The organism is Photobacterium sp. WH24 (genome assembly GCF_019204055.1).
GTDB classification, from domain to species: Bacteria; Pseudomonadota; Gammaproteobacteria; order Enterobacterales; family Vibrionaceae; genus Photobacterium; species Photobacterium arenosum.
In genome coordinates, this window is record NZ_JAGSOZ010000009.1 from 108,495 (window position 1) to 131,427 (window position 22,933).

The following is a 22,933-nucleotide window of genomic DNA, read 5'->3' on the forward strand; positions in this document are numbered from 1 at the left end:
CGTATGGGTTGGAGTGGGTAATGTCACCTATCAGCTGGAATCTTGATCAACTGGACGCCTTTGTTACGGCTGCGCAAACGGGATCATTTACGTCCGCAGCACGAAAGTTGGGCAAGGCGCAATCTCGCATAAGCACTGCAATTGCCAATCTGGAAGCCGATCTGGGCTTTTTATTGTTTGACCGTAGCGGAAAATTTCCAACGCTTACTGCAGAAGGCAGGGAAGTGTTAAATGATGCGATGTCAGTCTTAACGCAATGTCAGCGGCTTCAGTCGAGGGTATTGTCTGTCTCTTCTGCTAATCCGGTTCAGCTCACCATTGCCATGGATGAAGCGGTGCCACTTGAAAATTTTGAAGTGCTTTATGCCAGGCTGGCGGATCATTATCCACACCTGAGTGTGACACTGTTAAATGGCTCCCTGGAAGATATCGCCAGCTGGGTTGATGGTGGCAAGGCGGACATGGGCTTTGTTTTACAGGATCATGTGTTATCGGATTCACTGGAGCGTTTCGCGATTGGCCGCAGTGGGCAAGCTTTGATTGTATCGGATAAACATCCGCTGGCGTTGCTTGCTGCCCCAACCGAAAGCCAGCTCATTGAACACAGACAGCTGGTTATCCGGGATCGCATGGGCAATGCGCTGGGCAAACCGCTGTCGCCCAGCTACTGGCACGTGGATAGCTTTTACCTGATATCGTCTTTGGTGATGCATGGTGTTGGCTGGGCATTCGTTCCTGAGCATGTGGCAACCGCAGACTGGTACGAAGTGAAAACCCTATCGACGGAAAACCTGCCTTATCAGCGCGATTTCATGCTGTGCGCCATTAAGCGAAGAGATGCGGGCTGGAATACAGTTCTGAAATGGCTAATCGCAGAGGCACAACAGTTATTTACTGAGAATCACTCTGATACGGGAAGATTGTCTTAACTTGGGGGCGCTGTTTTTGTGTTTTATCTGCGTCATCATGCCGGCTTATTTTGATGTCACATAATTAAAGCCGGGCAATACATTCCGTCATGTCGGAAATATTCAATAAATCTCACGCTCCGGTGAGTATCTTCATGTTTCAGACCAAGGAGATATTACATGACGAAACGCGTAAATTACTTCAGTATTGCACCGCAAGCGATAGAGATTCTGGTACAGCAGGAAAACTATTTCCATCAGCAGTTTAGTGAATCTCAAACTATGTCGATGACCATTTGGGAGCTGGTGAAACTGCGTGTATCCCAGATAAACCAATGCGCATTCTGTATTGATATGCACAGTAAAGATGCCCTCAAACTGGGCGAGCAACCGGAACGTATCTGGGGATTGAACGCCTGGCGCGACATGCCGTTTTATACCGGGCAGGAAAAAGTCGCTTTGGAATTTGCAGAACATCTCAGCGCGTGTAAATCTGTGGACGATCTAATGTATCAGCAGGTGTTGGACACCTTTGGCGAACAGGCTATGGTTGATCTTACGTTAGCCATTAATGCAATTAATAGCTGGAATCGAGTGGTAAAAACCTTTAAACCCAAAGTAGGGAGTTTTACCGCAGCATAGGGTAGTCACTGTTAAATGGATTTCAGGATCTTTAAACCACAAGGTGTATTGAAAGACCATGTTCAGGGAATATGGTCACTTTCCGTGTCACCTGATCGGGTGGTTGAAGAGAAAAAACTGCTGTTCAGTGATGCCGGAAGCGGCATCATGTTCAATCTGGGTGGCGATGTCTGCTTTGGCAATCACTGCCACCCGGAAGGTGTGATGATCATGCCCAACAGCAAAGAAGCCCAGTATGTGACCCTGCCTCCCGGTACCGTCCTGGCTGGAATTCGTTTCCATCCGGGCATGGGCTACAGTGTGCTGGGCAAGCGTTTTGACCATCCGGTTACCATTGCCGATGAACCGGAACATTTATACTTTCTTGAACCATTGCAACAGCAGCTTCGTCATTGCCGCTGCCATCAGGCGCGTATTGCTACACTATATCGCTGGATGAAACGCCATCTGGATCCTAATGATTCTGCCCGTCATACCATTACTGAAATAGTGAAAGCCGTACAGCCTCACAGCCGGCATCATCCCATTCCGGTCAGTACCCGACAGATAGAAAGGCACTTCCAGAAATGGATGGGCATGACGCCGAAATACTATCAGCGAATTCTTCGGGTTAAACAGTCGCTGGAGCTGATACAGCTCTCTCCTGACATCCCGCTGGCGGAACTGGCCGCAGAGCAAGGGTTTTCCGATCAGGCACATATGACCCGAGAGTTCAGCCACATCGCTAAAATTACCCCGAAGCAATACAGCTTGCTGGTGAAGAAGAAGCAGGTACAGAGCAGGTAGCCTTTCTGTCAGCTAGAGTTAATGCGAAGAATGCCAGTATATTCAAGTAAAACAGACGCTTACGTTATCATCAGCAAGCGTCTGTTAGCTCATTACTCTCGTCACCCGTTATCGTCAGTCTGGTAAAGGAATGAATTCTGTCTCGTCTCCGGGTACCAGTGGAAAGTCCTGGTTCCGCCAGTCCGCTTTGGCTTGTTCAATGCGCGCTTTACGGCTGGACACAAAGTTCCACTCAATATAACGCGTGCCTATATTCTCACCACCGATAATGGCGATGCGGGATGGTTCCTTTGCTTCAATGGTTATCCCTTCCTGTTGCGACACTATGGCCATGCTGTGTTCCGGTAAGTCGCTGTCTTTTGCTGTGACATGGCCTTTGGCAATGTAAATGGCGCGTTCTTCGGCCATCGGCAGGGTGAAACGCTGCCCCGGCTGGAGATCCGCTTCTACGTACAGCGTTTCTGCGAATGTTTGAACAGGTGATGTAACGCCAAATGCGGTTCCCATCAATACTCTGACAGGTACACCGTCGATACTAAGGGATGGAATAGTGTCATCCGGGTAGTGATAAAAAGCCGGTTCACATTCTTCATCGGCCAGAGGGAGTGCTAACCAGAGCTGCAGGCCATGCAGAATATGATCAACGGCAGTGACCTCATAACGTTCACGTTCAGAGTGCACAATCCCTTTGCCTGCGACCATCAGATTGATGTCACCAGGTTTGATGGGCTGCAGGCTACCCAGCGAATCACGATGCAGAATTTCGCCCTCAAACAAATAGGTGACGGTCGCTATGCCGATATGCGGATGGGGACGCACGTTAATACCTTCACCTGCCGGAAAATGCGCCGGGCCCATATGGTCGAAAAAAATCCACGGACCAACCATTTTCTGTTGTGCTGTCGGCAGCAGCCGGCGCACGGAAAAACCTCCTAAGTCTTTGTCTTTTGCCGTCAGAATGCGTTCGATCGCCCCGCAACTGTCCTTACAGTCGCAAGGCTGTTCAACCTCTTTAAACGTATTGCTCATTCATCTCTCCTGCGCGTCGTTTTGGTTTAAGTATGGAGCAGTAGCTGCTATTCGTGAACAAATATGGAAAAAGCCTATGCAGGAAAAAGCTATTACCGGTTTAAGGGTGATGCATGAAAGGGGGTTGCGTTTGAGAGAGTGATTAAAGGGTAGATAAAAAAAACAGCGCAGTGTCCCTACTGCGCTGTTTGAGTGCTGTCTGAGTTATAAAATGTGTTTCAATTTCGAATATCAGATTCCGCCTGTCAGGTTAGAGAGTGGCTGCGTACACCTCAACATTGGCGGTGTCTCCTTCATTGGTCAGCAGCAAATGCATGTACCCGGCTTTTTCTGCCGTGATTTCTATGAACGCCTGATTACCTGGATAGGCCGAAGCGGTTTCGTATTTTTCTGCTGTCGGCCAGTGTGCACTGGCGGCATAGAGACTGACATTACTTTTCTGATCTTGCTCGGTGGGTGTCACCCAGACCCTCAGGGTTTGTCCCGCTTCAGGAACATAAAACGCCAGATAACGCTGCGCTGACATGCTCAGGGTCTGAGGCGTGTTGGCTTCCAATACGAAAGGTGTCAGATCATCCGTTGGCTGGGAACCTGTATGCTCACCATGTTCGCCAGGCTCGACACTGTCTGCTGTAGCTTTCAGTGTGATCTGATTGAAAGCTTCACGCCCAGCAATGCTCAGATAATAACGGCCAGGCTTGATATTGCCATTGGCGTCGGGGGTAATAATCAGAGTTTCATTGCTGTCAGCCGTAAAGGCTGTGAAATCATGGTCGTAGTAATGGGCGGTGCGCTCATAACTTGCGTACAGATCCGCATCGCCATCACCTGTGATCGTGAGGGCAAGGTTGCGGGTGTTGGCGGGGATATCAACATAGAAAAGTTGCTCGCTGTATGCAGCGCCGGAAAGCGTGACAGCGCTGTTTAATGCCAATGATTTCGCCTCATCCGGGCTTGGTTCCGGTTCTCCAGGCTGCTCCCCGTCAGTGGTCACTGTCAGTAACCAGTTATTGAACTCGCCCGTATAGCGTGTGCCCAGCGTCTTTGCAGTTTCGGTCCATTGCGTGTAATCACCCTGACGAGCGAAAGAGAGCAAAGTATCGACCTCATTCGGATGGTTTTCCATCAGGAAACGTACGGCCAGATAACCCCAGCGATAGATGCGGTCCAGGTCGTGGTCGTAGGTGGTGCTCAGTATGTCAGATAGGGAATAGGTTTGTTTGCGAGCCAGTTCAACGGCAGCGTCATAACCCTGTTTGTAATGCATGTACTCGGCAAAACCTTCCAGCCACCACACTGTGTGCCCCGGACTTAGCACATCATTGAAATCACCGTAAAGATTGAAGCGGCCATCGAGATAATGCACATATTCATGTTCGAGATTGAGAATGCTGTAACCTTGCGCATATTCATTACGGTAGGCCACAAAACGGGCCTGATTGTCAGGGTTGGCCGGATTGCCTTCCAGGTATTGCCCGCCATTATTGGTGGTATTGCCAAACAGGAAGTTAGAGTAGCTGACATAATCGGCATTGGTGTTGAAAACGATCACCTCAACACTGTCGTTATAATCACCGGCCACCGGCTGATAGCCGCTGTTTACGACCTGATGGAAATCGGCTTCTTTATCAGCAAGGATATTGCAGGCTTCTGCAGCCTGTTCCTGCGTCATTGCCTGAGCCCGTATAATGGCCGGTCCGTCACAGTGATGGCGCAGTGGCATGACTCTGGCTGCAAGCTGATTCTTTGCATCTTTCAGCCCGAGTGCTTCTGCCTTATCGGGGGCAAAGTAATTGATCATTTCTGCAATGCCTACCCACATTTTGTCGCTCTTGCCGCCCAGCGGATAACGCTGAAGCAGCGATTCCAGAATGGCGAGCACCTGAGTCCGGGTTGATTCGTGAGGTGTTACCAGCAGACGGCCCATTTCACGTGCGGCATTGGTCACAATGAAATCCGCCTCAGTGCCCAGGGCCCATTCGCTGTCCAGAATAAACTGGTGCAGCTGTTCCAGGTACTCAGGATGCTGTGCCAGATCATCATAGAAACTGTCAATGCTGATGTGCCCGCTCATGGCACGGAACAGGTTGTTGAGTGTGTCAACAAATTGTAGATCCTGTGCTTTTTCAGCGGTGAAATGATTCAGGAGCTGCAGTTGGTTGGCCATGGTCAGAGGTAACTGACGGATGTTGTCGACCATGGTTGTCATGCTTTTCAACGCCGCGACCTGTTCTCTGCCACTTTGGCTGGCGTAGGGCGAGGTGAGAAAAGTATTAATAGCATTCGCCAGAGATACATCTAATGCATCAGAAAAATCGCCGTACTGTCCTTTATGCGGATAACGCACGTAATACGCGGCACGGATAAATTCACCGAGATTTTCTATGACACTGGCTTGCTGGGCTTCTCCCTGGTAGTTGCTGACATGCAGCATTAACTGTTGTTGTATCTGATGGATGTTGTTCTCGCTGAACAGCGTGTTCAATGTATCAGAAGGCGCAGAGAACCAGGCAATTCTGCATTCGAGATCGGCCTGTTCAATCGCCCTGATAGACGAAGGAGAAGATGACAAGGCATCTATCTCGCAGGCCGGAGCAGCTGAAGCTGTGTTTGTGTATAACGTTGCAGAGATAAGCAGCGCCAGCGCTGAACGCTGACATCCGGAATGAAGGTATTTCATATGGCCAACCATTTGATTTATCAGTGTTAAGGTAAGCCGCCTGTTATACCAGCAGGAAATAATAGTGCACCATGTTGAATATTAAACTAAGAGGTCGGTCCACAAATAAACGAAAAAGGAAATGGCCTGACATTGTTGTCAGGCAAGTACAAAAAAATTGGGTAGAGATTAACTCTCACTGCAGAAAGGAGCGAAATGGCAGGGCACAGGTATAAAAAAGGCGCGGATAAACGCGCCTGTACCAGCAGAAAGTAGTGGTTGCAGCTGAATTATCGGCTTGATGGAATCAGACGTTGAACCGTAAATGTCTCGCCACCTTGTTCAGAAATATTGATGGTTAACGTGTGGGCCGCTTCTCTGTGGCTGTAAACAAACACACGCCCGTCTTCTTTGGTTTTGTAATGGGATTTCTGGTTGGGCACAGAGACATCAACATTGGCCTGCGGTACGCCCTCTTTTTCTACGAACACCCATGCTCCGCCTTTTAAAGGCGTAACTTGTACCGTGAGTGACTCTTTTAAATCGGCGAATGCTGAAGCGGAAAATGCGATGGTGATTGTGAACAGTGCTGCAATAAAGGTTTTCATAGTGTGACTCCCGACAATTGATTCAGATGAATAAGGATGTTTTAAAGCATGTAGTTATACTAAGTGTGATTTTAATCACGTTAAAGTGAGTTTTTTCTTCCGTCTTGTTCGGTTTTTTCGAATGAGTGGTATGCGTATGTTCTGGATTGAATTTAAGTGTTTGATACTATGCTGTTTATTATCAAAATGAAGATGAAACAGGATGAAGTAAGCATGGATACTTACCCGATTCGACTAAGAAAAGCGACATGGGCAGATATGGACTTTTTGTTGGAATTGCGTGATCAGACAATGCGACATCATTTGCAAAAGGCTGGTGCTCTGACAGACAAAGATGCCTATAAAAACCGAATTCTCTATCATTTCGATGACGCGTAAATTGTGGAAATAGCCGATAAGCGTGTTGGCTTGTTTAAAGCATTTTATCAGGCAGATCTGAACCAGTGGTACCTGGTTCAGATTCAAATCCTTCCCGAGTATCAGAATCATAAAATAGGCAGGGCACTTATCACCGAGCTGATAACTAAAGCGACGGACAACAATGAGTCTGTAGCCCTGAGTGTATTGAAAGGCAGCCCAGCCCGGCGTTTATATGAACGTCTTGGCTTCCAGTGTATGAGCGAATCTGAACTTGAATTCAATATGCTTTTTCACCCAGTTGACAGGGAGTAACTATGGTGGCGATACGAATGATAGGTAACCTGAGATCTTCGGGTGAGTAATAATCCAGATCCTTTGTATTAAAAATTTAATTTAAATGATTGGTTTTCAATCGTTATTGAGTTTATTTGCTCGTATGTTTTTATGTAAATGACTTTATTGTTCTTTACATTTATTTTCTTAATCAGATCGCAATCTAAGCCTTTGGTTGAGTGTATACCGTGTTCTTCCATTAGCCCTTATTCTGGTAGGGCTATATTCAACTCAAACAACAATTATTCCTTCATGGAAACTATGTGGTGTGATTATTGACTCAGCGTTGAGTGACCAGAGTGACTTTTTGCTTACTGTTGACAGGGACAAGTCAGTAAGCGAGTGCGAAGTACCCGGTCGGTGAGTCACCCACTTTTAGTTGAGCAAGGTTGGGACATATGGATACATTTCAACGAACAGGCACTGGCTTGCTGCTTTACTGTGCAAGTGTAATGGCCCTGATCATCGTCAGCTTTTTGTTATTTGAACAGGATGCAATGCGATGGGTGTCATCAGCCATCTCTGAGCTGTCCGGTTATCATGGTTCCGGGCTTTTTCTGCTCTTTCTCTTTGTTGTCGTCATACTGGCATTTGATATTATTTTGCCTGTTCCTTCGAGCGTTGTGGCAATGTTTGCTGTGGCCGTTTTAGGTCCGTTACCTGGTGCGGCCTCTGTCTGGTTGGGGCTGACCCTGGGTTGCTGTATTGGGTACTGGCTCGGCGACTGCTCTGAAAAATGGATTGGTACGCGCTGGTTATCTGTTAAAGAACGCCAAAAGGCACGGCAACTAGCGGACAAAATGGGGGGCGGTGCGCTCATCATGATGCGGGGGGTGCCCGTACTTGCGGAGACCTCAGTGATTGCGGCTGGTATGGTTCAGTACCCCTTTGTCAAATTCCTTGTATTAACGTCGCTGGCCAATAGCTGGTTGGCGGGAGCTTATGCGTATGTCAGCCTTTATAGTGATAAGAGCGATCCTTTCCTGTTAGTGGTAGTCGGCAGTGTGCTGATTCCGGTTATTGGCTGGCTGCTGCAGAGACTTTGGCAACGTGCGACTTTTACAGCCAGTGCATCGGCATCGGACATTCAGCCGTTAGCAACAGAAATCCAGACAATCAAAGCTCGCTTCACCGTTCACTATCAATATCCCGTCTGTTTTACTCACGATGTCTTTTCTATCAGCAACTCTGATTTATTGACGCTCTTGCTCAGAGCCCGCCGGGAAGAGGCAGCTCAAGGCTGTGTTTTGATTGTTGATGAGGGCGTGGTGAATGAAAGTACTGACTGGCTGGAACGGGCGCAGGCTTATTTTCAGCAACATCATCAATACATACATTTAAAAGGGCAGCCATTGGTAGTGAAAGGCGGGGAAGCGATAAAACAGGCATCGCAAACAGACAAGCTATATCAGTACCTGCTGAGGCACCAGATTGACAGACACAATGTGGTTATTGCAGTAGGCGGTGGCGCAGTGCTCGACACTGTGGGTTATGTGAGCGCTACGTTTCACCGCGGCATTAAATTATTGCGGATGCCAAGCACAGTGCTGGCCCAGAATGACGCGGGTGTCGGGGTGAAAAATGGCGTGAACGGTTATGGGGCAAAGAACCTGATTGGTACGTTTTGTCCACCGTTCGCTGTTCTTAACGACTTTTCGCTGCTCAATACTTTGTCATACCGTGATCGTCGTGCTGGTTTGGCGGAAGCGGTGAAAGTGGCCGCCATTCGCAGTACTGAATTTTTCGACTGGCTGGAAAACAACGCGCATTCGCTGAATACCTTTGACGATCAGGCCACCCAGTTTGCCATCGCGCGGTGTGCCGAGCTGCACATTAACCAGATTACGCTTGCCGGTGATCCCTTTGAAACAGGAAACGCCCGCCCGCTGGATTACGGTCACTGGGCGGCACATAAACTGGAAGCCATGAGCCACTATGAATGTCGTCACGGCGAAGCCGTTGCGATAGGGATGGCACTGGATGCTTATTATGCGACAGAGATCGGTCTGTTGAGCCAGAGTGACCAGAAAAGGCTGATTCAGCTGCTGACAGGGCTCGGTTTTTCCTTGTGGCATCCGGCACTGGATCAGTGTGATAAGCAGGGTCAGCCTGTGGTGTTTCAGGGGCTGGAAGATTTCCGACAGCATCTCGGCGGCCAGTTATGTGTCACGCTTTTGTCGTCCGTCGGGGTGGGTGTTGAAGTGCACGACATCGATGCAGACCGGTTGTTTATCGCGTTGCTGGCCCTGAAGCGTGATCATCAGGCTGACATCGCCGCGCAAAGTGAATCGCTCACTTGGTCGGAGGTGGGATGATGCGGCTGCATACCTGGCTGACACTCGGTCGCGCATCCAATCTGCCCAGTGTCTGGAGCAATGTGTTTGCTGCCGCGTTGATCGCGCAGGCCAGCCTGAGCCATGAGGTTGTGGGAAGCGAAGAAGAATGGTTACCGGGCAGTGTGAGCCTGCAGATCATACTCTGGGCCGGTTGCCTGTTATCACTCTCGCTGATGTACCTGGCCGGTATGTTTCTCAATGATGCCTTTGATGCCAATTGGGACAGGCATAATAACAACGCCAGGCCAATTACTCAGGGCAAGGTATCTGCAACTGCAGTCTGGCTCAATGGGTTGGGGATGCTGGTGCTGGGAATGGGCCTGGCAGGCAGTTTGTATCAGCGTACCGTTCCCGAACAGGCTGCATATGGCTGGGTTGCGGTTGGTTTACTGGCGGCTTTAATACTGCTGTATAACCGGGTACATAAGCAGTTCAGACACAGCGCGGTGCTGATGGGCGGATGCCGTTTGGGCGTTTATCTGGTTGCCGCCTTAATGCTGGCAGATATCACCCCTGAGTTGTTTCTCGCGGCATTGGCGCTGTGTCTCTATATCAGCGGAATCACCTATGTCGCCCGTGAAGAACACACCAACAAAGTGTCTCAGTTCTGGTCTGTCGGCTTGCTTTTCCTGCCTGTTATTCTGGTCAGTTTTCTTGGTTATACCTTTCCCTATTTCTGGCTCTATGCCTGCTGCCTGAGTCTGTATTTGCTTTATACCATGCAGCGATGCCTGTTCACTCCGCACAAAAATGTGCGGGGCTTTATCGGCGGGCTGCTTGCTGCTGTACCGCTGCTGGATGGCTTAATGCTTGCCAGTATGAATTTGATTCTGCCCAGCCTGTTGTGCGTGGCGGTGTTTTTCATCATGCCTGGTTTACAGAAGTGGATACAGGCAACCTGATCGTGTGAGACCAAGTCATGCATTCACGACGTTTCGATACTCCGCTCAGTCCCTTTTCACCCGATGCACTGCAAAGTGAGCTGGCGGTAGCGCTGACCCCTGAAGCCCGAACCTGGCTGCAGGTCGCCAGAGATAAAATTCTCGGCACCCAATCCGTGGAGGACGCGGTATCTGCTTTACTGCTCACCAGTGCCATGGCGCGGCGAAAGCTGGGAGAGCAGGCGCTGCCTTATCAGCCGGAAGGTACAGATTGGCAGGTTGATCAGGCCGGGCGTCTGCTTTTGTTACTGACATTGAGAACCATAGTGCCTGCGGCGAACTGGAGTGATGTGCTGTTCTCTGCCTATCGCCAGTTTGACGAAAACGAGAAGATTGTTGTTGTCAGGGCACTGGACTGGCTGTCCAGCCATCACGAACTGAACCGGATTGCGCACGAAACAGCCCGTACCAATGATGTGAATCTGTTCGCGGCACTGGCGCTTAACAACGCCTACCCGGTGAAGTATTTCAACGAGCGGGCGTTTCATCAATTAGTGCTCAAAGCGCTGTTTCTTGATTTGAATATTGAATCAGTCAGAGGGCTGCCACTGCGCCAGTCGGCTGAACTGACACAACTTTGTGCGGATCTGGTGCAGGAACGACTCCTGGCTGAACGCGAAGTCCCCGAGTCTGTCTGGCTGGGGATGCGCTTTCGGTATTTGTCCGACAGTGGCAAAGATACCTATATGGGTTTTGTCTTTTCAGAATCTGACGCTCATCAATACTACACCTTGCTGGCACTGGCCAATAATGGTGCGCAGGATTGCCCGGATCCGTTCTGGCAAAGGCTTTCAGCAAGGCATTCATCGTCGCTTACCAGCGAGGTTCAACAACTGATTGACCATCTTCTGACTGCGTCTCGCTTTGGCCATTCTCAATCGTTTTCTTCACTAACCGGGTACTTCAATCATGACATATTTTGATCCGCATATTCATATGGTGTCTCGCACCACGGACGATTATCAGCGTATGTACGCCGCCGGTATTGTCGGTGTTATTGAGCCGGCTTTCTGGCAGGGACAGCCACGGACTTCTGTGGGCAGTTTCATTGATTACTTTGACACCTTGTTAGGCTGGGAAAGGTTCAGGGCCAGCCAGTTTGGTATCCATCATTACTGCACCATGGGACTGAACCCCAAAGAAGCCAACGATCTGGAACTGGCGAACGAGGTCATGGCGGTACTGCCACGCTTTCTGGCAAAAGACGGTGTGGTTGCCGTTGGTGAGATCGGCTACGACGATATTACGCCTGAAGAAGAGCTGTTCATGGCGGAACAAATGCAGCTCGCGATGGAGTTTGAACTGCCGGTACTGGTTCACACCCCGCACAGAGACAAAATAGGCGGTACGAAACGCACCATTGCCTTGATCCGTGAAGTGGGTATTCCTGAACACATGGTCATTATCGATCACCTGAATGAACAGACGCTGCCTCTGGTGATGGAAACCGACTGCTGGCGTGGCCACTCTATCTACCCCAATACCAAGATGTCTGAACACCGTATGGTTGCGCTGCTGAAAGAGTACGGACTGGAAAAAATGGTGGTGAACAGTGCCGCAGACTGGGGATGCAGTGATCCGCTTAAAGTGCCGAAAACAGGCGCAGCGATGCGGCAGGCGGGGTACAGCGATGCGGATATCACCAAAGTGCTGTTTGATAACCCGATAGATTTCTTTGCTCAAAGCGGACGTATCAGCAAAGAAGACGTCAGTGTCCCCATCAGCGTTGATCAGACCAGATTGTGGGAATCCAATTCGGCGCTGCGCGGGCAAACACCGATAGTCGAAAGCTGATTACAGTCCCAGAAATCAAATCACAAGGAGTGGTGTGCATATGTGGCGACGGAGTGAATTGACTTACTGCAGCAATCTCCATCCAGGCGAGCAACTGGCCGATGTGGAAGAGAATCTGGCCCGGTATTTTTCCCGTGTGATGGCCAGGCGCGCTTTGTCTGAGATGACAAGCGGCCTTTGGCTCAGTGCCGCCGCTGCCAGTACGTTACAGTTGCCTGAATCGTTAAAAGCGTTCAGAGAAACCCTTCAGCGACACGGTGTTGTACTGACCAGCCTGAACGGATTTCCCTATGGAAACTTTCATCAGACCAAGGTGAAAGAGGCGGTGTATCTGCCAGACTGGAGTGAACCGGATCGGTTGAACTACACCTGTCAGCTGGGCGTGATTCTGGCAAGCTGCCTGCCTGAGTCAGTTTCGCAGGGAACGATTTCGACCTTACCTTTAGGCTACCGGCACCGATGGAGTGAGGAAAAGCAGCAAAGGAGTATTGAACAGTTATTACGGCTCAATGCCGAACTGGCTGTGCTGAAAGAGCTGGAGGGCAAGCACATAATGGTATGTCTGGAGATGGAGCCCGACTGTGTGCTGGAAACTACATCGCAGCTGATCGCGTTTTTCTCGGCGCTGACGGCCGCCAATGGCGGATATCCGGCGCATCTGGGCGTGTGTTTCGATGTGTGTCATCAGGGCGTGATGTATGAAGATAGCTATGATGCCTTACGCCGTATCACTGAAGCCGGTATCACCATAGGAAAAATCCAGATTTCCAATGCGTTTGAAGTGGATATGCAAAGTTTGCAGGATCCCGTGTCAGATGTGCCCGAGTTGCTGGCTGAATTTGCCGAAGCGCGCTATCTGCATCAGGTAAAAGCCTGTCGGCCGGACGGAAAAATTATCGCTGTGCCGGATTTGTCTGAGGCATTAGCGTCAATGTATATGGCGCGCACCGGACTTAACGATACAACGAGCTGGCGGGTGCATTTTCATATACCGCTCAGCTTTTCATCCTGTATACACCCGGCGATCAAGCCCTTGCACGGCACACTCAATGGTGTTTTTCAGTTCCTTGCTGACTATCAGGACGTCGTGAAGCCCTGTCTGGAAGTCGAAACCTACACCTGGGATGTGTTGCCCGCAGCCCTGCAGCCTCAGGATGATGATGCCCTGATTGACGGTATAACCGGCGAATTGCACTGGCTGGAACAGCAGTTGGCCGACAGAGGGTTGTTACATCATGACTAAGCCCTTAATCGTGATCAATATTGTCGGGCTCACACCTGCTTTGCTCGGTGAGCACACGCCTAAGCTGAATGCGCTGGTTAATGACGGCATCATGTTACCCATGCAAGGGGTGTTTCCCGCGGTGACGGCAACGGCGCAGGCCACCATGCTGACAGGACTGTCGCCCGGTGAGCACGGCATTGTGGGCAACGGCTGGTATTTTCGCGAACTGGCAGAAGTGAAATTCTGGCTGCAACCCAATCAACTGGTTCAGGGCGAGAAAATCTGGCACAAACTTAAACGGGACAATCCCGGACTGAAATGCTCGCAACTGTTCTGGTGGTACAACATGTATGCGGATGTCGACCATGCGATCACGCCGCGTCCGCATTACCCTGCCGATGGCCGCAAAATTCTGGGCCTGTATTCAGAACCGGCGCAGCTTCATCAGGAAATCGAAGCCAGAGTCGGCACGTTTCCTTTTTTTAATTTCTGGGGGCCGACGGCCGATATCCGATCCAGCCGCTGGATAGTCGATTGCGCCATGCTCGAATTCACACTGAACCGTCCGCACCTCCAATTGGTGTATTTGCCGCATCTCGACTACAACCTGCAGCGTTTAGGGCCGGACTCACCGGAAATTGCCAAAGATCTGGCAATGATCGATCACGAAGCCGGACGTTTGCTTGAGTTTGCCCGTGAGCAGGGTGCCGATGTCATGGTGGTTTCTGAATACGGCATTACTCAGGTCAGTCAGTCGGTGCCGGTCAATCGCCTGTTACGCGAAGCCGGTTTATTGCGTGTCCGAGAGTCACTGGGCTGGGAACTGCTCGATTGTGGTAGCAGCCGCGCTTTTGCCGTTGCAGATCATCAGGTTGCGCACGTGTATGTCAAAAATCCGGCTGACCTTTTTGCCGTGAAATCTCTGCTGCAGGCACAACCTGGCATTGAGCAGGTGCTTGACGGCCAGGAGCAGCAAGCATTTGGCATTGCTCATTCCCGCTCGGGAGAGCTGGTGCTGATCGCTGAGCCGGGCTGCTGGTTTAATTATTACTACTGGCTGGATGACAGCAAAGCCCCTGACTTTGCCCGTACTGTGGATATCCACCGCAAACCCGGCTACGACCCGGTAGAACTGTTTGTCGACCCTACGATTCGTTTCGTCAAACTGAAAATCGCCGCCCGATTGCTACAGAAAAAACTCGGGCAGCGCATGCTCATGGACGTCATTCCTCTGGATCCTTCTCTGGTGAAAGGCAGTCACGGGCGTTTGGCCGAGCGGCCAGAAGATGGACCGATATTCATTACCAATAATAAGCAGATGTTAGACCGGTTGAATAAGCCGGATTGTCTACCCATGCAGCAAGTCTGTGGTCTGTTGCAACAGCACTTTCAATAGCGAGGCAATATGAGCTACTTAAATAACTTGCGGATGGTGTTTTCCGGCCGGTTTCAGTCGGACGTATCGACCGTCAATAATGATGTGCGTCATTTCGATGTCGACAAGTTCGTACCTGAGTATCAGGAGTACGGCCCGGGTGCGACCAATGGCTGGTGGAATCCCTGTGGTTCCGGTGCGTTTCGTTTGATCGACTGCAGAGTAACGCAGGTCGGCTATCAGGACGGTACAACCACCAGTGACCCGGCGAAAGATCCTGTCATCGGTATGCTGCTGGGCGGTTCCAATGATCTGGTCAGTGCCAAAATGGTGGATCTGGATCCCCAGATGCAGATGGTCTCTGAAATCTGGGGGCTGACCATGAGGCTGACGGACGGAAAGACGCCTGATTTCGTGGCAGGACGTTTTTTACCTGCGCCATTCCGTGACATTTTATTCGGCAGGCAGCAGGGAGGTGGTGCTGGCGATCAGGCCGCCACGGCGATTTATCAATCGGTACTGGAGGATCTGAGCTGGGTTGATAGCAGCCACTCACCCTTTCTTCAGCAGTTGAAGGCAATGGCAGAGCAGGTTGGAAAATTGTCTGTCCGCATGATGCTGTACAGCTACAACATGGATCATAAGAATCCGGACTTTACCATTGGTCGCGTCAGCGGGGTGATTGGCCCGGCATTAGATTATGAGCCGGATACCTTTGTGCTCGGGCGTCGTTTTGCGCCAGCCAACGGCGAGAGCACGACGCAGAATATTAATTTCTTTAATGCCCAGGTGGATGCCACCAACCGCAACCTGTGCGTTGACTTCAGTAATGCGTTGCCGCTGTCGGGTACTGATGGCGCCTTTGTTGATCTTGGCAAGATGCAGCTGGTGGTATTAGAACCGCCTTTTGAGAACATCAAAGAAGGGGACACACAGCTAATCTCTGGCAATCAGTTTATTCCGATTGGCGGTGCGATCCCTTATCTGACACCGGACTGGCTCAATGCTGAAGGGGCCTTGTTCAATGTGACTGATCTTGACCCGACCCTGCTTCAGAAAATACAGTGCCAGCCGCTGGCCTTGCTGAGCACGAACAACAACGGCGTGCTGATCCGGGAAACGGCAGAAGGGCTGCTGGTGCGGGCCGATCAGGTTGTCCATCGCTTAAATCCGGCTGTGCCTGTGTCGGTCGATCTCTATGCGTCCCGCTATGGCATCCCTGCTGCCGGAGAAAAGATTGCCGTGACGCTGCAGCCACCGGCAAAAGGTATGGGCGGCGGCGGCCCGCAACCGGCAGATGTGCCTATTCCTGTCATCAACATCCCGGCGTCTGCCATTGCTCTCGGCCAGACAGTTGCCACCGACGCACACGGCAAGGCGCATTACGGTTACAAGGTTTCAGCGCCGGGTAATCCCAGAGAGTATATCGACGGCCAGGTGTACTTACTCAGTTACACACCGGTCAGTGATCCGGGTTATATCCAGCAGATGTTTGATTTCATTGCCAATCTGGTCTTTGACAAATTTACCGTGCCCGATAAACCCACCTGGGATGACATCAAGCCCATTATGAGTCAGTACAACAACCTGTACCCGATCATGGGCCGTATGCTGGTTAATCTCAGCAGTTACGATTCTATGGTGAGATTCCGCAATCTGCTGGAACTGGCTTTCTCCCGCGAGCAGAGCGATCCGAATTATATGCCTGTCACCCGTGATCTTTCCGAGCCTAAGCGACAAATGGTGCTCAAGTGGCTGTGCGAGCAGGATGCCAACGGTAATTATCTGCTGCGAAGAGGGCAGAACGACGCGCCTTTACCTATTGAGCCCTGTGCCTCTTGTGAAATCAGTTCGCCACTGGCAAAAGCCAGCCTGGAAGCGGAATCATCACAAGATGTCAAAGGTTCAAAAGAACTGGCCGCGGAGCAGTATCGCCGCAACCTCACTCAACAAGATTAAGGGCGGGTACGAACATGTTGAAACTCAAAAGACAAATCATTGATAAAATCCACGACATTTCCGAAGTGAGCGAATTGCGTGAGTATCTGCAAAGCGCGATCGAGCTTGAACACGCCACTGTGCCGGTGTATCTGACCGGGATGTTTTCGCTGAAACAGGCGCAGAATGTCGAAGCCAGCAACATAGTTCGCAGTGTTGTGATCGAAGAAATGCTGCACATGAGTATCGCCTGTAATGTGCTCAATGCAATTGGCGGTGCGCCGCAAATCAACAAGCCCGATTTTGTTCCGACCTTTCCTGGTCCGTTGCCAATGGGAGTGGGCGAAGACAGAGGGCTAATTGCCACCCTGGCACCTTTGACGAAAGAACAGGTGAAAACCGTGTTCATGGCCATCGAAGAGCCGGAAAATCCCATTGATATACCTGTTAGCAGTTTGCTTCAGGCGGATGCCAATTACGCCACGATTGGTGAGTTTTATCAGGCGATCATCGACAAGATCGTACAATTGGGAAACAGCATTTTTACTGGCGATCCCAGCCGCCAGCTGGCCGACACCAAGTGGTTTCCTTCGGATGAATTGTGGGCCGTGACGGATGTGGAAACAGCCTGTCGCGCACTGGAATTGATTGTTGAACAGGGTGAGGGCAGCAGTAAATCCCCGACGGATGAAGAAGGCGAACTGGCACATTATTACCGTTTTGCCGAAATTTATTATGGTAAGCGCCTGGTCAAAGACGCCAGTTCACCGGTCGGCTGGTCATTTAGCGGCGAACCCGTGCCGCTGAATCCGGAGGATGTGTATAACCTTAAACATAATGCTAAGGCGCAGGATTACCCTGAGGGCAGTACGGCCCGGCGCTACGCGGATCAAACCAATTACACCTACTCTTCTTTGCTGAACTCACTGCATCACACCTTCAACGGTGAGCCGCAGCAGCTGGATCATGCCATGGGGCTGATGTATGAACTGCGATTAAGTGTACAGAAAATGGTCACGATTGACTTAGGCAATGGCGAGTTTGCCGCACCGCCATTTCAGTATGTCGCAACCAACGTGTGAGGCTGGTGTATGACGAATCCGTTTGTTTTCCACGAGATTGTCACGCCAGCACCCTTTGACCTCAGCCATTTTTATGGCGAGGTCTTTGGCTGGCAGTTTCAGCGTATTGATGATCAGGGAACATTGTACGCAATCCGTTCTCCGACACCGGGCTGCGCGCCGGTTGGTCTGCTGACAAAAACCTCGGACGAGCCGGGTTTTTCCCAGAACACACTGTTTTATATTCAGGTTGAGGAGATAGATACATTTTTGCCAAAAGCGGTATCGCTTGGCGCTCAGATCGTGATGCCTGCAATGGCTTCTTCTCTCGGAGAATGGCAGTACCGCCTGGCTGTGCTGTGTGATCCGCAGGGTAACCACTTCGGTGTGATGGAGCCTGTGACCCGAGCCGGGCAAGTGGTTGCGCTTCCCGGAACGCCTTTTGATTTCAATGAAATAGTAACCGCATATCCTACGGAGCTGGTCGCGCGCTTTTATCAGCCCTTGTTTGACTGGACGATTGAGTTGACGGGCTCTTCGGAAGCGCCATTTTATACCATCAGCACCGGCCGGAACGCGACACTGAGCGGCGGTATTGCGAAAGTCAGTGAGCTGCCCGGGTTTAATTCCTACGCCGGCTTTTATATCCGGGTGGACGATATAGCCCTCAGTTTAGAGAAAATTGGCATGATGGGCGGTGAAGTGATCATGCCGGAAGTTACTGTGCCATTAGGGGATGAAAGGGTATCTATTGCCATGTTCAGCGACCCGCAGCGAAACCAGCTGGGATTAATTCGCCGGATTCAGGGAGCGAAGCCATGAGTTCATTTCGTATCGAAAGAGAAGATTTGCTGCTAGGTGGCCGGATTTTCGGTGCCTTCACTGTTGGCGTCTTGAGTCCTGGGGCTTTGGCTGCCGTCGTCTTGAGTTCTGGCGCTTTGGCTGCCGTTGTCATGAGTAGCACCGTTTTGGCTGCTGGCAATGATGATGCCCCGGATGTGTATTTCACTATGGGTGTGCATAATGACTTTGGCTGTCAGCCAGCGTCTAAATGCCTGCCACAGCGTCAGGCGGGTGATCCGAGTGATCCTCAGTACCCGGAATACTGGATAAGCGACTGGACAATGTTTCGGGTGTTCCAGAACTATGCAAACAATCCGCCTCCTTATACCAATCCCCCTGCCACACTAAGTCAGAAGGATTACACGGTTTCATACGGTACGACCTATTACGACAGTACATACCGGCCAGCAGACGGCGATGGCGAAGGGGCGATGATGGAGCAGTACCACAAATACTGCCTGCCCATTTTCCCGATAGAAAATAACAATTATTCTTGTTCGTTTGTGTCTCTCGGAAACAAGGCGTATTTCCTGACCTATCCGGAAGACAGGCCAGCCGATATGCCGGAGTGCTGTCTGTTCTCGCCGCAAAATCATCCGCCGCGACGGGATTTTATCAAACACTTACCCTATAGCGCGAACCGAAGCACACTATTGAATGGCTCAATCCAGGCCTATGCACTTACCCTGCAAGGGCCAGAACCTATCTTGTTTGGTTATGCGTTCAACAAAGCTCTGTCGCCTGACGCCGCGACCGGCGAATGGTACAGACATCCGCAGTCTTTTTACTTTTCGGGAGATTCGCAAACAGCAAAAGCACCGATTGTCAGCCAGAACTACACCAGTTTTCGTAAACAGCGGCCTCAGGCTGCAGATACCTGGGATAAAGTCGGCCAGATGTGTACGGCGCAACCTTTACCCAAGTGTCAGTTGTTTACGTATCAGGAGCAACAGGACAACAAAGCATTGCAGGCCGTTCCGGCAAAACGCGGCGCAGGTGTCTGGAGTGATTTGAAAGCGCCACGCCTCAAACCCTCGGGTGATTGAAGAGCCAGAGAATGTAACAGGACAGGTGAGAATATAACGGGACAGGCACTTTTGTGTCATGGCGCCGAGCAGAGCCGTCGGCCGTCAAAGACTGGCACTCTTGGGTCGATTTCTGTAGTGCACGTATTCTGATGTTAACAGAGCAATCCCGGATAGGATTGCTCTTTGTCTTAGCGGGGGAATGACTTCAGTAAGGGAATATCAATCAGATAGCGGCAGTCGCCACTTCTGCCTGGCATTCAGCATCAACCAGGTAGTTGGTTTGGTCAAATTCCTGCCATGAACCTGTCGCTGCGCCATCAATAACCAGAATAGAGACAAGGCCGTAGTCGATGAAAATACCCAGCAGTGTGGTGGCATCAAAAGATTTAGACACTGGGATCACCGACTCGCAACCGTTTTCTTCTACACGGATTGTGTATTCTTCTTTCTTTTTAAAAGAGGTCAGCACCTGGCCCTGGCCCATATAGCGCTCATTGACATAAATTTTCGCATTTGGACTTTTACTGCGAATGCTGACTTCCTGGCTGGTGCCGCTAAACATGGCCGCACAGCCATTCAGCATGAACAGAGCGATAAATAAACAAAACAGCTTTTTCATTGTTTACCTTGGGTTTGTGAGTGGTTAAAAGGGATACGACAGAAAGGGGCGTATCAAAAAGATAATTCACCAAAAACTAATCTAAGTGGCTGGCGAAAATGTCGGACGGGATTGTACATGAAATACAATAAACTAGAAGCGATTTTGTGAATAACCCTATCAATATCAGTGCTCTATATGGATTTTCTGTTATACGGATAGAAGCTGTTTTATTTCGATTTATTGCTTGGCTATTCAAAGTGGAAGCTGTAAAAAGTAAAGGAGAACCTTTTGAAAAAGGCTGGATTCTTTATAAGCGCAGAACAAAAGAGGGCAGGCAGAATAATGGTGGGCCTGAATTAAAAATATGATGTGACTAATTATTCTTTTTTAAAGCATCGCAATGATCAGGTTTTGTCAGTCAGGACAGACAGCTTTAGTCTGCCCTGACTGATTTGCGCTTCTTTAATTCATCTTCATCGGTTCAGCTACCTGCGCTGATCGTGCATCGGATGCCGTATTCTGTGCTGCGGCTGGGCTTCTGGCATAGTGCCATTCGCGAAAATCACTGCCGGTTGGCGCTTGTGAAACGCGCAATCCGAACTCGGGCAGTACGGCATACAGGTGATCAAAAATATCCGACTGAATCTGCTCGTATTCCACCCAGACAGTGGTATTGGTAAAGCAGTAAATCTCCAGTGATATCCCTTCATGAGAAGGCGGCAACTGGCGCACCATCAATGTCATGTGTTGATGAATATTAGGGTGCTGGCGAAGGTAGCGTTCCAGATACGCACGAAAGCTGCCAAGGTTCGTTAAGCGACGGCCATTGATGCGGCAGCCTAAATCCGACTGCTTTTGTTCGTTGTACTGATTGATCTCTGCCACTTTATGCTTGATGTAAGGTTCGAGCAGCTGGGCTTTTTCCAGATAGCGGATCTCACTGTCGGCCAGAAAATGTACGCTGGTGGCGTCAATCAGCACGCTGCGTTTAATACGGCGTCCCCCCGACTGCTGCATGCCTTTCCAGTTCTTAAACGAATCAGAAATCAGCGCGTAGGTCGGAATCGTTGTAATGGTTTTATCCCAGTTCTGCACTTTCACTGTGGTCAGACTAATATCAATCACATCACCGTCGGCGCCGTATTTCGGCATTTCCAGCCAGTCCCCCACACTAAGCATTTTATTGGCGGATAACTGGATGCCCGCAACCAGCCCCAGGATGGGATCTTTAAACACCAGCATGATCACCGCGGTCATCGCACCCAGACCGCTGAGCAGTATGACCGGAGATTTGCCGATCAAAATAGAGGTGCTCAGCAGGGCCGCAACTACAAAAAAGATGATTTTCAGACTCTGCGAAATGCCTCGCAACGGCATATTGCGGCCAGCCTGCGTGCGGCCTAACAGCACTTCAATAACACCCAGTACCGCGTAGAGTGTCAGCAAGCTGTACAGCACGATCCACAGTGACGTGAAGGTTTGCAAAATCTCATACACGGCACTGTCACCAGACAGCCATAACTGCGTTTGCACCGCAATCACTATGCCCTGAATCAGCAAGGCAAACCGGCTGAAGAGTTTCTTGCCAAATACCGCCTGATGCCAGAGCGTTTCGCTGTGCCCGGTGAACCGGTTCAGCCACAGAATCACACCGCGGTGCAGTATGAAATGAATCACGACAGAGATACCGGCGATCAACCCCAGCACCTCGCCGAGATCTATCAGTTGATCAACATTAATATTGTGAGAAGTAAACCATTCAGTAAGCATGAAAAATAGTGCTGCCATTAATCCCAAACAGGCCGCCAATGTAGCATGGATAGCGGCTTTTCAACATGAGGGAGAATGTTAAATCTGGGTGGGGGAGGGTAAGTGGACAAAGGGTACAGCTAAAAATTGGAGGAGATATCCAAGCGCAATATGGGGAGTGGGCGTTGACCTGAAACGTCGCAAGAGTGCGCAGAACTAATAATCCAACATTCTAGAAAGTCGATGAGTTCATCAAAGGTAAAGGGCTCTTCTTTAAGCAATGAACATTCCCAAACAGTTAAATGGCGCCATCCTAATTTTTTGAGTTCTGCACGTGCTCTTCGATCTCGAATGATGTTTTGAGCAAATTTTAAACGCCAATATGCAGTGTTGGTCTTCGGAATTTGTCCTTTATCGCATGGGTGATGGTGCCAAAAGCAGCCATTAACAAATATAACAGCTTGATATTTAGGCAGCACGATGTCAGGGCTTCCGGGTAAATACCTATCGTGAAGGACGTAACGGAATCCTCTAGAGAAAAGCGCTTTTCTTAGTTTCTGCTCTAGTCGGGTGTTCTTTGATTTAAAAAGGCGCATGTTCGGCATGTTCGGAAGCTATAGTGTGTGCAACTACTTATAGAATAGCCTTTCATGACAATGAAATGATGCCACTAAGAAGCTCTGCGAAGGAAAGTTTGAGTGGAGGTTGCACTCTATC

The 22,933-nt window shown here is 50.2% G+C and carries 22 protein-coding genes; 16 read left to right on the forward strand and 6 right to left on the reverse strand.

The window, feature by feature from the left end; all coding sequences use genetic code 11:
* Positions 1 to 20 precede the first annotated feature (20 nt).
* From KCG43_RS12580 to KCG43_RS12590, 3 genes are all read left to right on the forward strand, one after another.
* Positions 21 to 929: a LysR family transcriptional regulator gene (locus tag KCG43_RS12580; protein ID WP_225445230.1), complete on the forward strand. Its 909-nt coding sequence runs from the start codon at positions 21 to 23 to the stop codon at positions 927 to 929.
* A 159-nt stretch (positions 930 to 1,088) separates the two neighbouring features.
* On the forward strand, positions 1,089 to 1,550 hold the full coding sequence (locus KCG43_RS12585) for a carboxymuconolactone decarboxylase family protein (RefSeq protein WP_192016438.1): 462 nt from the start codon (positions 1,089 to 1,091) through the stop codon (positions 1,548 to 1,550).
* Positions 1,551 to 1,565: 15 nt separating this feature from the next.
* On the forward strand, positions 1,566 to 2,336 hold the full coding sequence (locus tag KCG43_RS12590) for a helix-turn-helix domain-containing protein (protein WP_218385290.1): 771 nt from the start codon (positions 1,566 to 1,568) through the stop codon (positions 2,334 to 2,336).
* Positions 2,337 to 2,450: 114 nt separating this feature from the next.
* Here the strand turns inward: KCG43_RS12590 and KCG43_RS12595 are convergent, their stop codons facing one another.
* The 3 genes from KCG43_RS12595 to KCG43_RS12605 all read right to left on the reverse strand — a co-directional run bounded on the left by KCG43_RS12595 (position 2,451) and on the right by KCG43_RS12605 (position 6,632).
* On the reverse strand, positions 2,451 to 3,365 hold the full coding sequence (locus KCG43_RS12595; RefSeq protein ID WP_192016440.1) for a pirin family protein: 915 nt from the start codon (positions 3,363 to 3,365) through the stop codon (positions 2,451 to 2,453).
* Positions 3,366 to 3,615: 250 nt separating this feature from the next.
* Complete coding sequence (locus KCG43_RS12600) at positions 3,616 to 6,045, reverse strand: M9 family metallopeptidase (protein WP_218385292.1); 2,430 nt, start codon at positions 6,043 to 6,045, stop codon at positions 3,616 to 3,618.
* Between the two features lie 269 nt (positions 6,046 to 6,314).
* Positions 6,315 to 6,632, reverse strand: a complete 318-nt coding sequence (locus KCG43_RS12605) for a hypothetical protein (RefSeq protein WP_218385295.1) — start codon at positions 6,630 to 6,632, stop codon at positions 6,315 to 6,317.
* Positions 6,633 to 6,845: 213 nt separating this feature from the next.
* Between KCG43_RS12605 and KCG43_RS21430 the strand changes: the two genes are divergently transcribed.
* The 12 genes from KCG43_RS21430 to KCG43_RS12660 all read left to right on the forward strand — a co-directional run bounded on the left by KCG43_RS21430 (position 6,846) and on the right by KCG43_RS12660 (position 19,884).
* A complete protein-coding gene (locus tag KCG43_RS21430; RefSeq protein ID WP_255558028.1) occupies positions 6,846 to 7,010 on the forward strand; it encodes a hypothetical protein in 165 nt (54 codons plus the stop codon).
* 3 nt (positions 7,011 to 7,013) lie between these two features.
* Positions 7,014 to 7,304: a GNAT family N-acetyltransferase gene (locus tag KCG43_RS12610; RefSeq protein WP_370630688.1), complete on the forward strand. Its 291-nt coding sequence runs from the start codon at positions 7,014 to 7,016 to the stop codon at positions 7,302 to 7,304.
* A 419-nt stretch (positions 7,305 to 7,723) separates the two neighbouring features.
* Positions 7,724 to 9,640, forward strand: a complete 1,917-nt coding sequence (locus KCG43_RS12615; RefSeq protein WP_218385298.1) for a 3-dehydroquinate synthase — start codon at positions 7,724 to 7,726, stop codon at positions 9,638 to 9,640.
* The gene (locus KCG43_RS12620; RefSeq protein WP_218385301.1) at positions 9,637 to 10,563 is read left to right on the forward strand and encodes a UbiA family prenyltransferase; all 927 of its coding nucleotides are present in this window, start codon (positions 9,637 to 9,639) and stop codon (positions 10,561 to 10,563) included. Before KCG43_RS12615 ends, KCG43_RS12620 begins: the two co-directional genes overlap by 4 nt.
* Positions 10,564 to 10,580: 17 nt before the next feature.
* Positions 10,581 to 11,525 (forward strand): EboA domain-containing protein, encoded by a 945-nt coding sequence (locus KCG43_RS12625; protein WP_218385305.1) that lies wholly within the window; start codon positions 10,581 to 10,583, stop codon positions 11,523 to 11,525.
* Positions 11,512 to 12,396, forward strand: coding sequence for a TatD family hydrolase (locus tag KCG43_RS12630; protein WP_218385308.1), 885 nt, complete (start codon positions 11,512 to 11,514; stop codon positions 12,394 to 12,396). The genes KCG43_RS12625 and KCG43_RS12630 overlap by 14 nt, the downstream gene beginning before the upstream one ends.
* A gap of 40 nt (positions 12,397 to 12,436) precedes the next feature.
* Positions 12,437 to 13,639 carry a metabolite traffic protein EboE gene (gene eboE, locus KCG43_RS12635; RefSeq protein WP_218385311.1) on the forward strand — a complete coding sequence of 401 codons (1,203 nt, stop codon included), beginning with the start codon at positions 12,437 to 12,439 and terminating at the stop codon, positions 13,637 to 13,639.
* Complete coding sequence (locus tag KCG43_RS12640; protein ID WP_218385314.1) at positions 13,632 to 15,017, forward strand: alkaline phosphatase family protein; 1,386 nt, start codon at positions 13,632 to 13,634, stop codon at positions 15,015 to 15,017. Before eboE ends, KCG43_RS12640 begins: the two co-directional genes overlap by 8 nt.
* A gap of 9 nt (positions 15,018 to 15,026) precedes the next feature.
* The gene (locus KCG43_RS12645) at positions 15,027 to 16,955 is read left to right on the forward strand and encodes a hypothetical protein (RefSeq protein WP_218385317.1); all 1,929 of its coding nucleotides are present in this window, start codon (positions 15,027 to 15,029) and stop codon (positions 16,953 to 16,955) included.
* A 14-nt stretch (positions 16,956 to 16,969) separates the two neighbouring features.
* Positions 16,970 to 18,016: a ferritin-like protein gene (locus tag KCG43_RS12650; RefSeq protein ID WP_192016449.1), complete on the forward strand. Its 1,047-nt coding sequence runs from the start codon at positions 16,970 to 16,972 to the stop codon at positions 18,014 to 18,016.
* A gap of 9 nt (positions 18,017 to 18,025) precedes the next feature.
* On the forward strand, positions 18,026 to 18,817 hold the full coding sequence (locus tag KCG43_RS12655; protein ID WP_218385319.1) for a VOC family protein: 792 nt from the start codon (positions 18,026 to 18,028) through the stop codon (positions 18,815 to 18,817).
* Positions 18,814 to 19,884: a hypothetical protein gene (locus tag KCG43_RS12660; RefSeq protein ID WP_218385321.1), complete on the forward strand. Its 1,071-nt coding sequence runs from the start codon at positions 18,814 to 18,816 to the stop codon at positions 19,882 to 19,884. The genes KCG43_RS12655 and KCG43_RS12660 overlap by 4 nt, the downstream gene beginning before the upstream one ends.
* 205 nt (positions 19,885 to 20,089) lie before the next feature.
* Here KCG43_RS12660 and KCG43_RS12665 read toward each other — a convergent pair whose 3' ends face one another.
* Positions 20,090 to 20,485, reverse strand: a complete 396-nt coding sequence (locus KCG43_RS12665) for a PEGA domain-containing protein (RefSeq protein WP_218385323.1) — start codon at positions 20,483 to 20,485, stop codon at positions 20,090 to 20,092.
* A gap of 146 nt (positions 20,486 to 20,631) precedes the next feature.
* Between KCG43_RS12665 and KCG43_RS12670 the strand changes: the two genes are divergently transcribed.
* Positions 20,632 to 20,835: a hypothetical protein gene (locus KCG43_RS12670; RefSeq protein ID WP_218385325.1), complete on the forward strand. Its 204-nt coding sequence runs from the start codon at positions 20,632 to 20,634 to the stop codon at positions 20,833 to 20,835.
* Positions 20,836 to 20,929: 94 nt separating this feature from the next.
* Here KCG43_RS12670 and KCG43_RS12675 read toward each other — a convergent pair whose 3' ends face one another.
* Together KCG43_RS12675 and KCG43_RS21530 are read right to left on the reverse strand one after the other, a co-directional pair.
* Positions 20,930 to 22,237, reverse strand: a complete 1,308-nt coding sequence (locus KCG43_RS12675) for a mechanosensitive ion channel family protein (protein ID WP_218385440.1) — start codon at positions 22,235 to 22,237, stop codon at positions 20,930 to 20,932.
* Between the two features lie 119 nt (positions 22,238 to 22,356).
* On the reverse strand, positions 22,357 to 22,821 hold the full coding sequence (locus KCG43_RS21530) for a very short patch repair endonuclease (protein ID WP_218385327.1): 465 nt from the start codon (positions 22,819 to 22,821) through the stop codon (positions 22,357 to 22,359).
* Positions 22,822 to 22,933 lie beyond the last annotated feature (112 nt).

Bases quoted from the DNA above. Each gene is read 5' to 3' on its own strand.
- KCG43_RS12590 (WP_218385290.1), top strand. From the start codon at position 1,566: ATGGATTTCAGGATCTTTAAACCACAAGGTGTATTGAAAGACCATGTT.
- KCG43_RS12645 (WP_218385317.1), top strand. From the start codon at position 15,027: ATGAGCTACTTAAATAACTTGCGGATGGTGTTTTCCGGCCGGTTTCAG.
- KCG43_RS12605 (WP_218385295.1), bottom strand. From the start codon at position 6,632: ATGAAAACCTTTATTGCAGCACTGTTCACAATCACCATCGCATTTTCC.
- KCG43_RS12615 (WP_218385298.1), top strand. From the start codon at position 7,724: ATGGATACATTTCAACGAACAGGCACTGGCTTGCTGCTTTACTGTGCA.
- KCG43_RS12585 (WP_192016438.1), top strand. From the start codon at position 1,089: ATGACGAAACGCGTAAATTACTTCAGTATTGCACCGCAAGCGATAGAG.
- KCG43_RS12665 (WP_218385323.1), bottom strand. From the start codon at position 20,485: ATGAAAAAGCTGTTTTGTTTATTTATCGCTCTGTTCATGCTGAATGGC.
- KCG43_RS12675 (WP_218385440.1), bottom strand. From the start codon at position 22,237: ATGCTTACTGAATGGTTTACTTCTCACAATATTAATGTTGATCAACTG.
- KCG43_RS12630 (WP_218385308.1), top strand. From the start codon at position 11,512: ATGACATATTTTGATCCGCATATTCATATGGTGTCTCGCACCACGGAC.
- KCG43_RS12600 (WP_218385292.1), bottom strand. From the start codon at position 6,045: ATGAAATACCTTCATTCCGGATGTCAGCGTTCAGCGCTGGCGCTGCTT.
- KCG43_RS12595 (WP_192016440.1), bottom strand. From the start codon at position 3,365: ATGAGCAATACGTTTAAAGAGGTTGAACAGCCTTGCGACTGTAAGGAC.
- eboE (WP_218385311.1), top strand. From the start codon at position 12,437: ATGTGGCGACGGAGTGAATTGACTTACTGCAGCAATCTCCATCCAGGC.
- KCG43_RS12660 (WP_218385321.1), top strand. From the start codon at position 18,814: ATGAGTTCATTTCGTATCGAAAGAGAAGATTTGCTGCTAGGTGGCCGG.
- KCG43_RS12580 (WP_225445230.1), top strand. From the start codon at position 21: ATGTCACCTATCAGCTGGAATCTTGATCAACTGGACGCCTTTGTTACG.
- KCG43_RS12620 (WP_218385301.1), top strand. From the start codon at position 9,637: ATGATGCGGCTGCATACCTGGCTGACACTCGGTCGCGCATCCAATCTG.
- KCG43_RS12640 (WP_218385314.1), top strand. From the start codon at position 13,632: ATGACTAAGCCCTTAATCGTGATCAATATTGTCGGGCTCACACCTGCT.
- KCG43_RS21530 (WP_218385327.1), bottom strand. From the start codon at position 22,821: ATGCCGAACATGCGCCTTTTTAAATCAAAGAACACCCGACTAGAGCAG.
- KCG43_RS21430 (WP_255558028.1), top strand. From the start codon at position 6,846: ATGGATACTTACCCGATTCGACTAAGAAAAGCGACATGGGCAGATATG.
- KCG43_RS12655 (WP_218385319.1), top strand. From the start codon at position 18,026: ATGACGAATCCGTTTGTTTTCCACGAGATTGTCACGCCAGCACCCTTT.
- KCG43_RS12650 (WP_192016449.1), top strand. From the start codon at position 16,970: ATGTTGAAACTCAAAAGACAAATCATTGATAAAATCCACGACATTTCC.
- KCG43_RS12625 (WP_218385305.1), top strand. From the start codon at position 10,581: ATGCATTCACGACGTTTCGATACTCCGCTCAGTCCCTTTTCACCCGAT.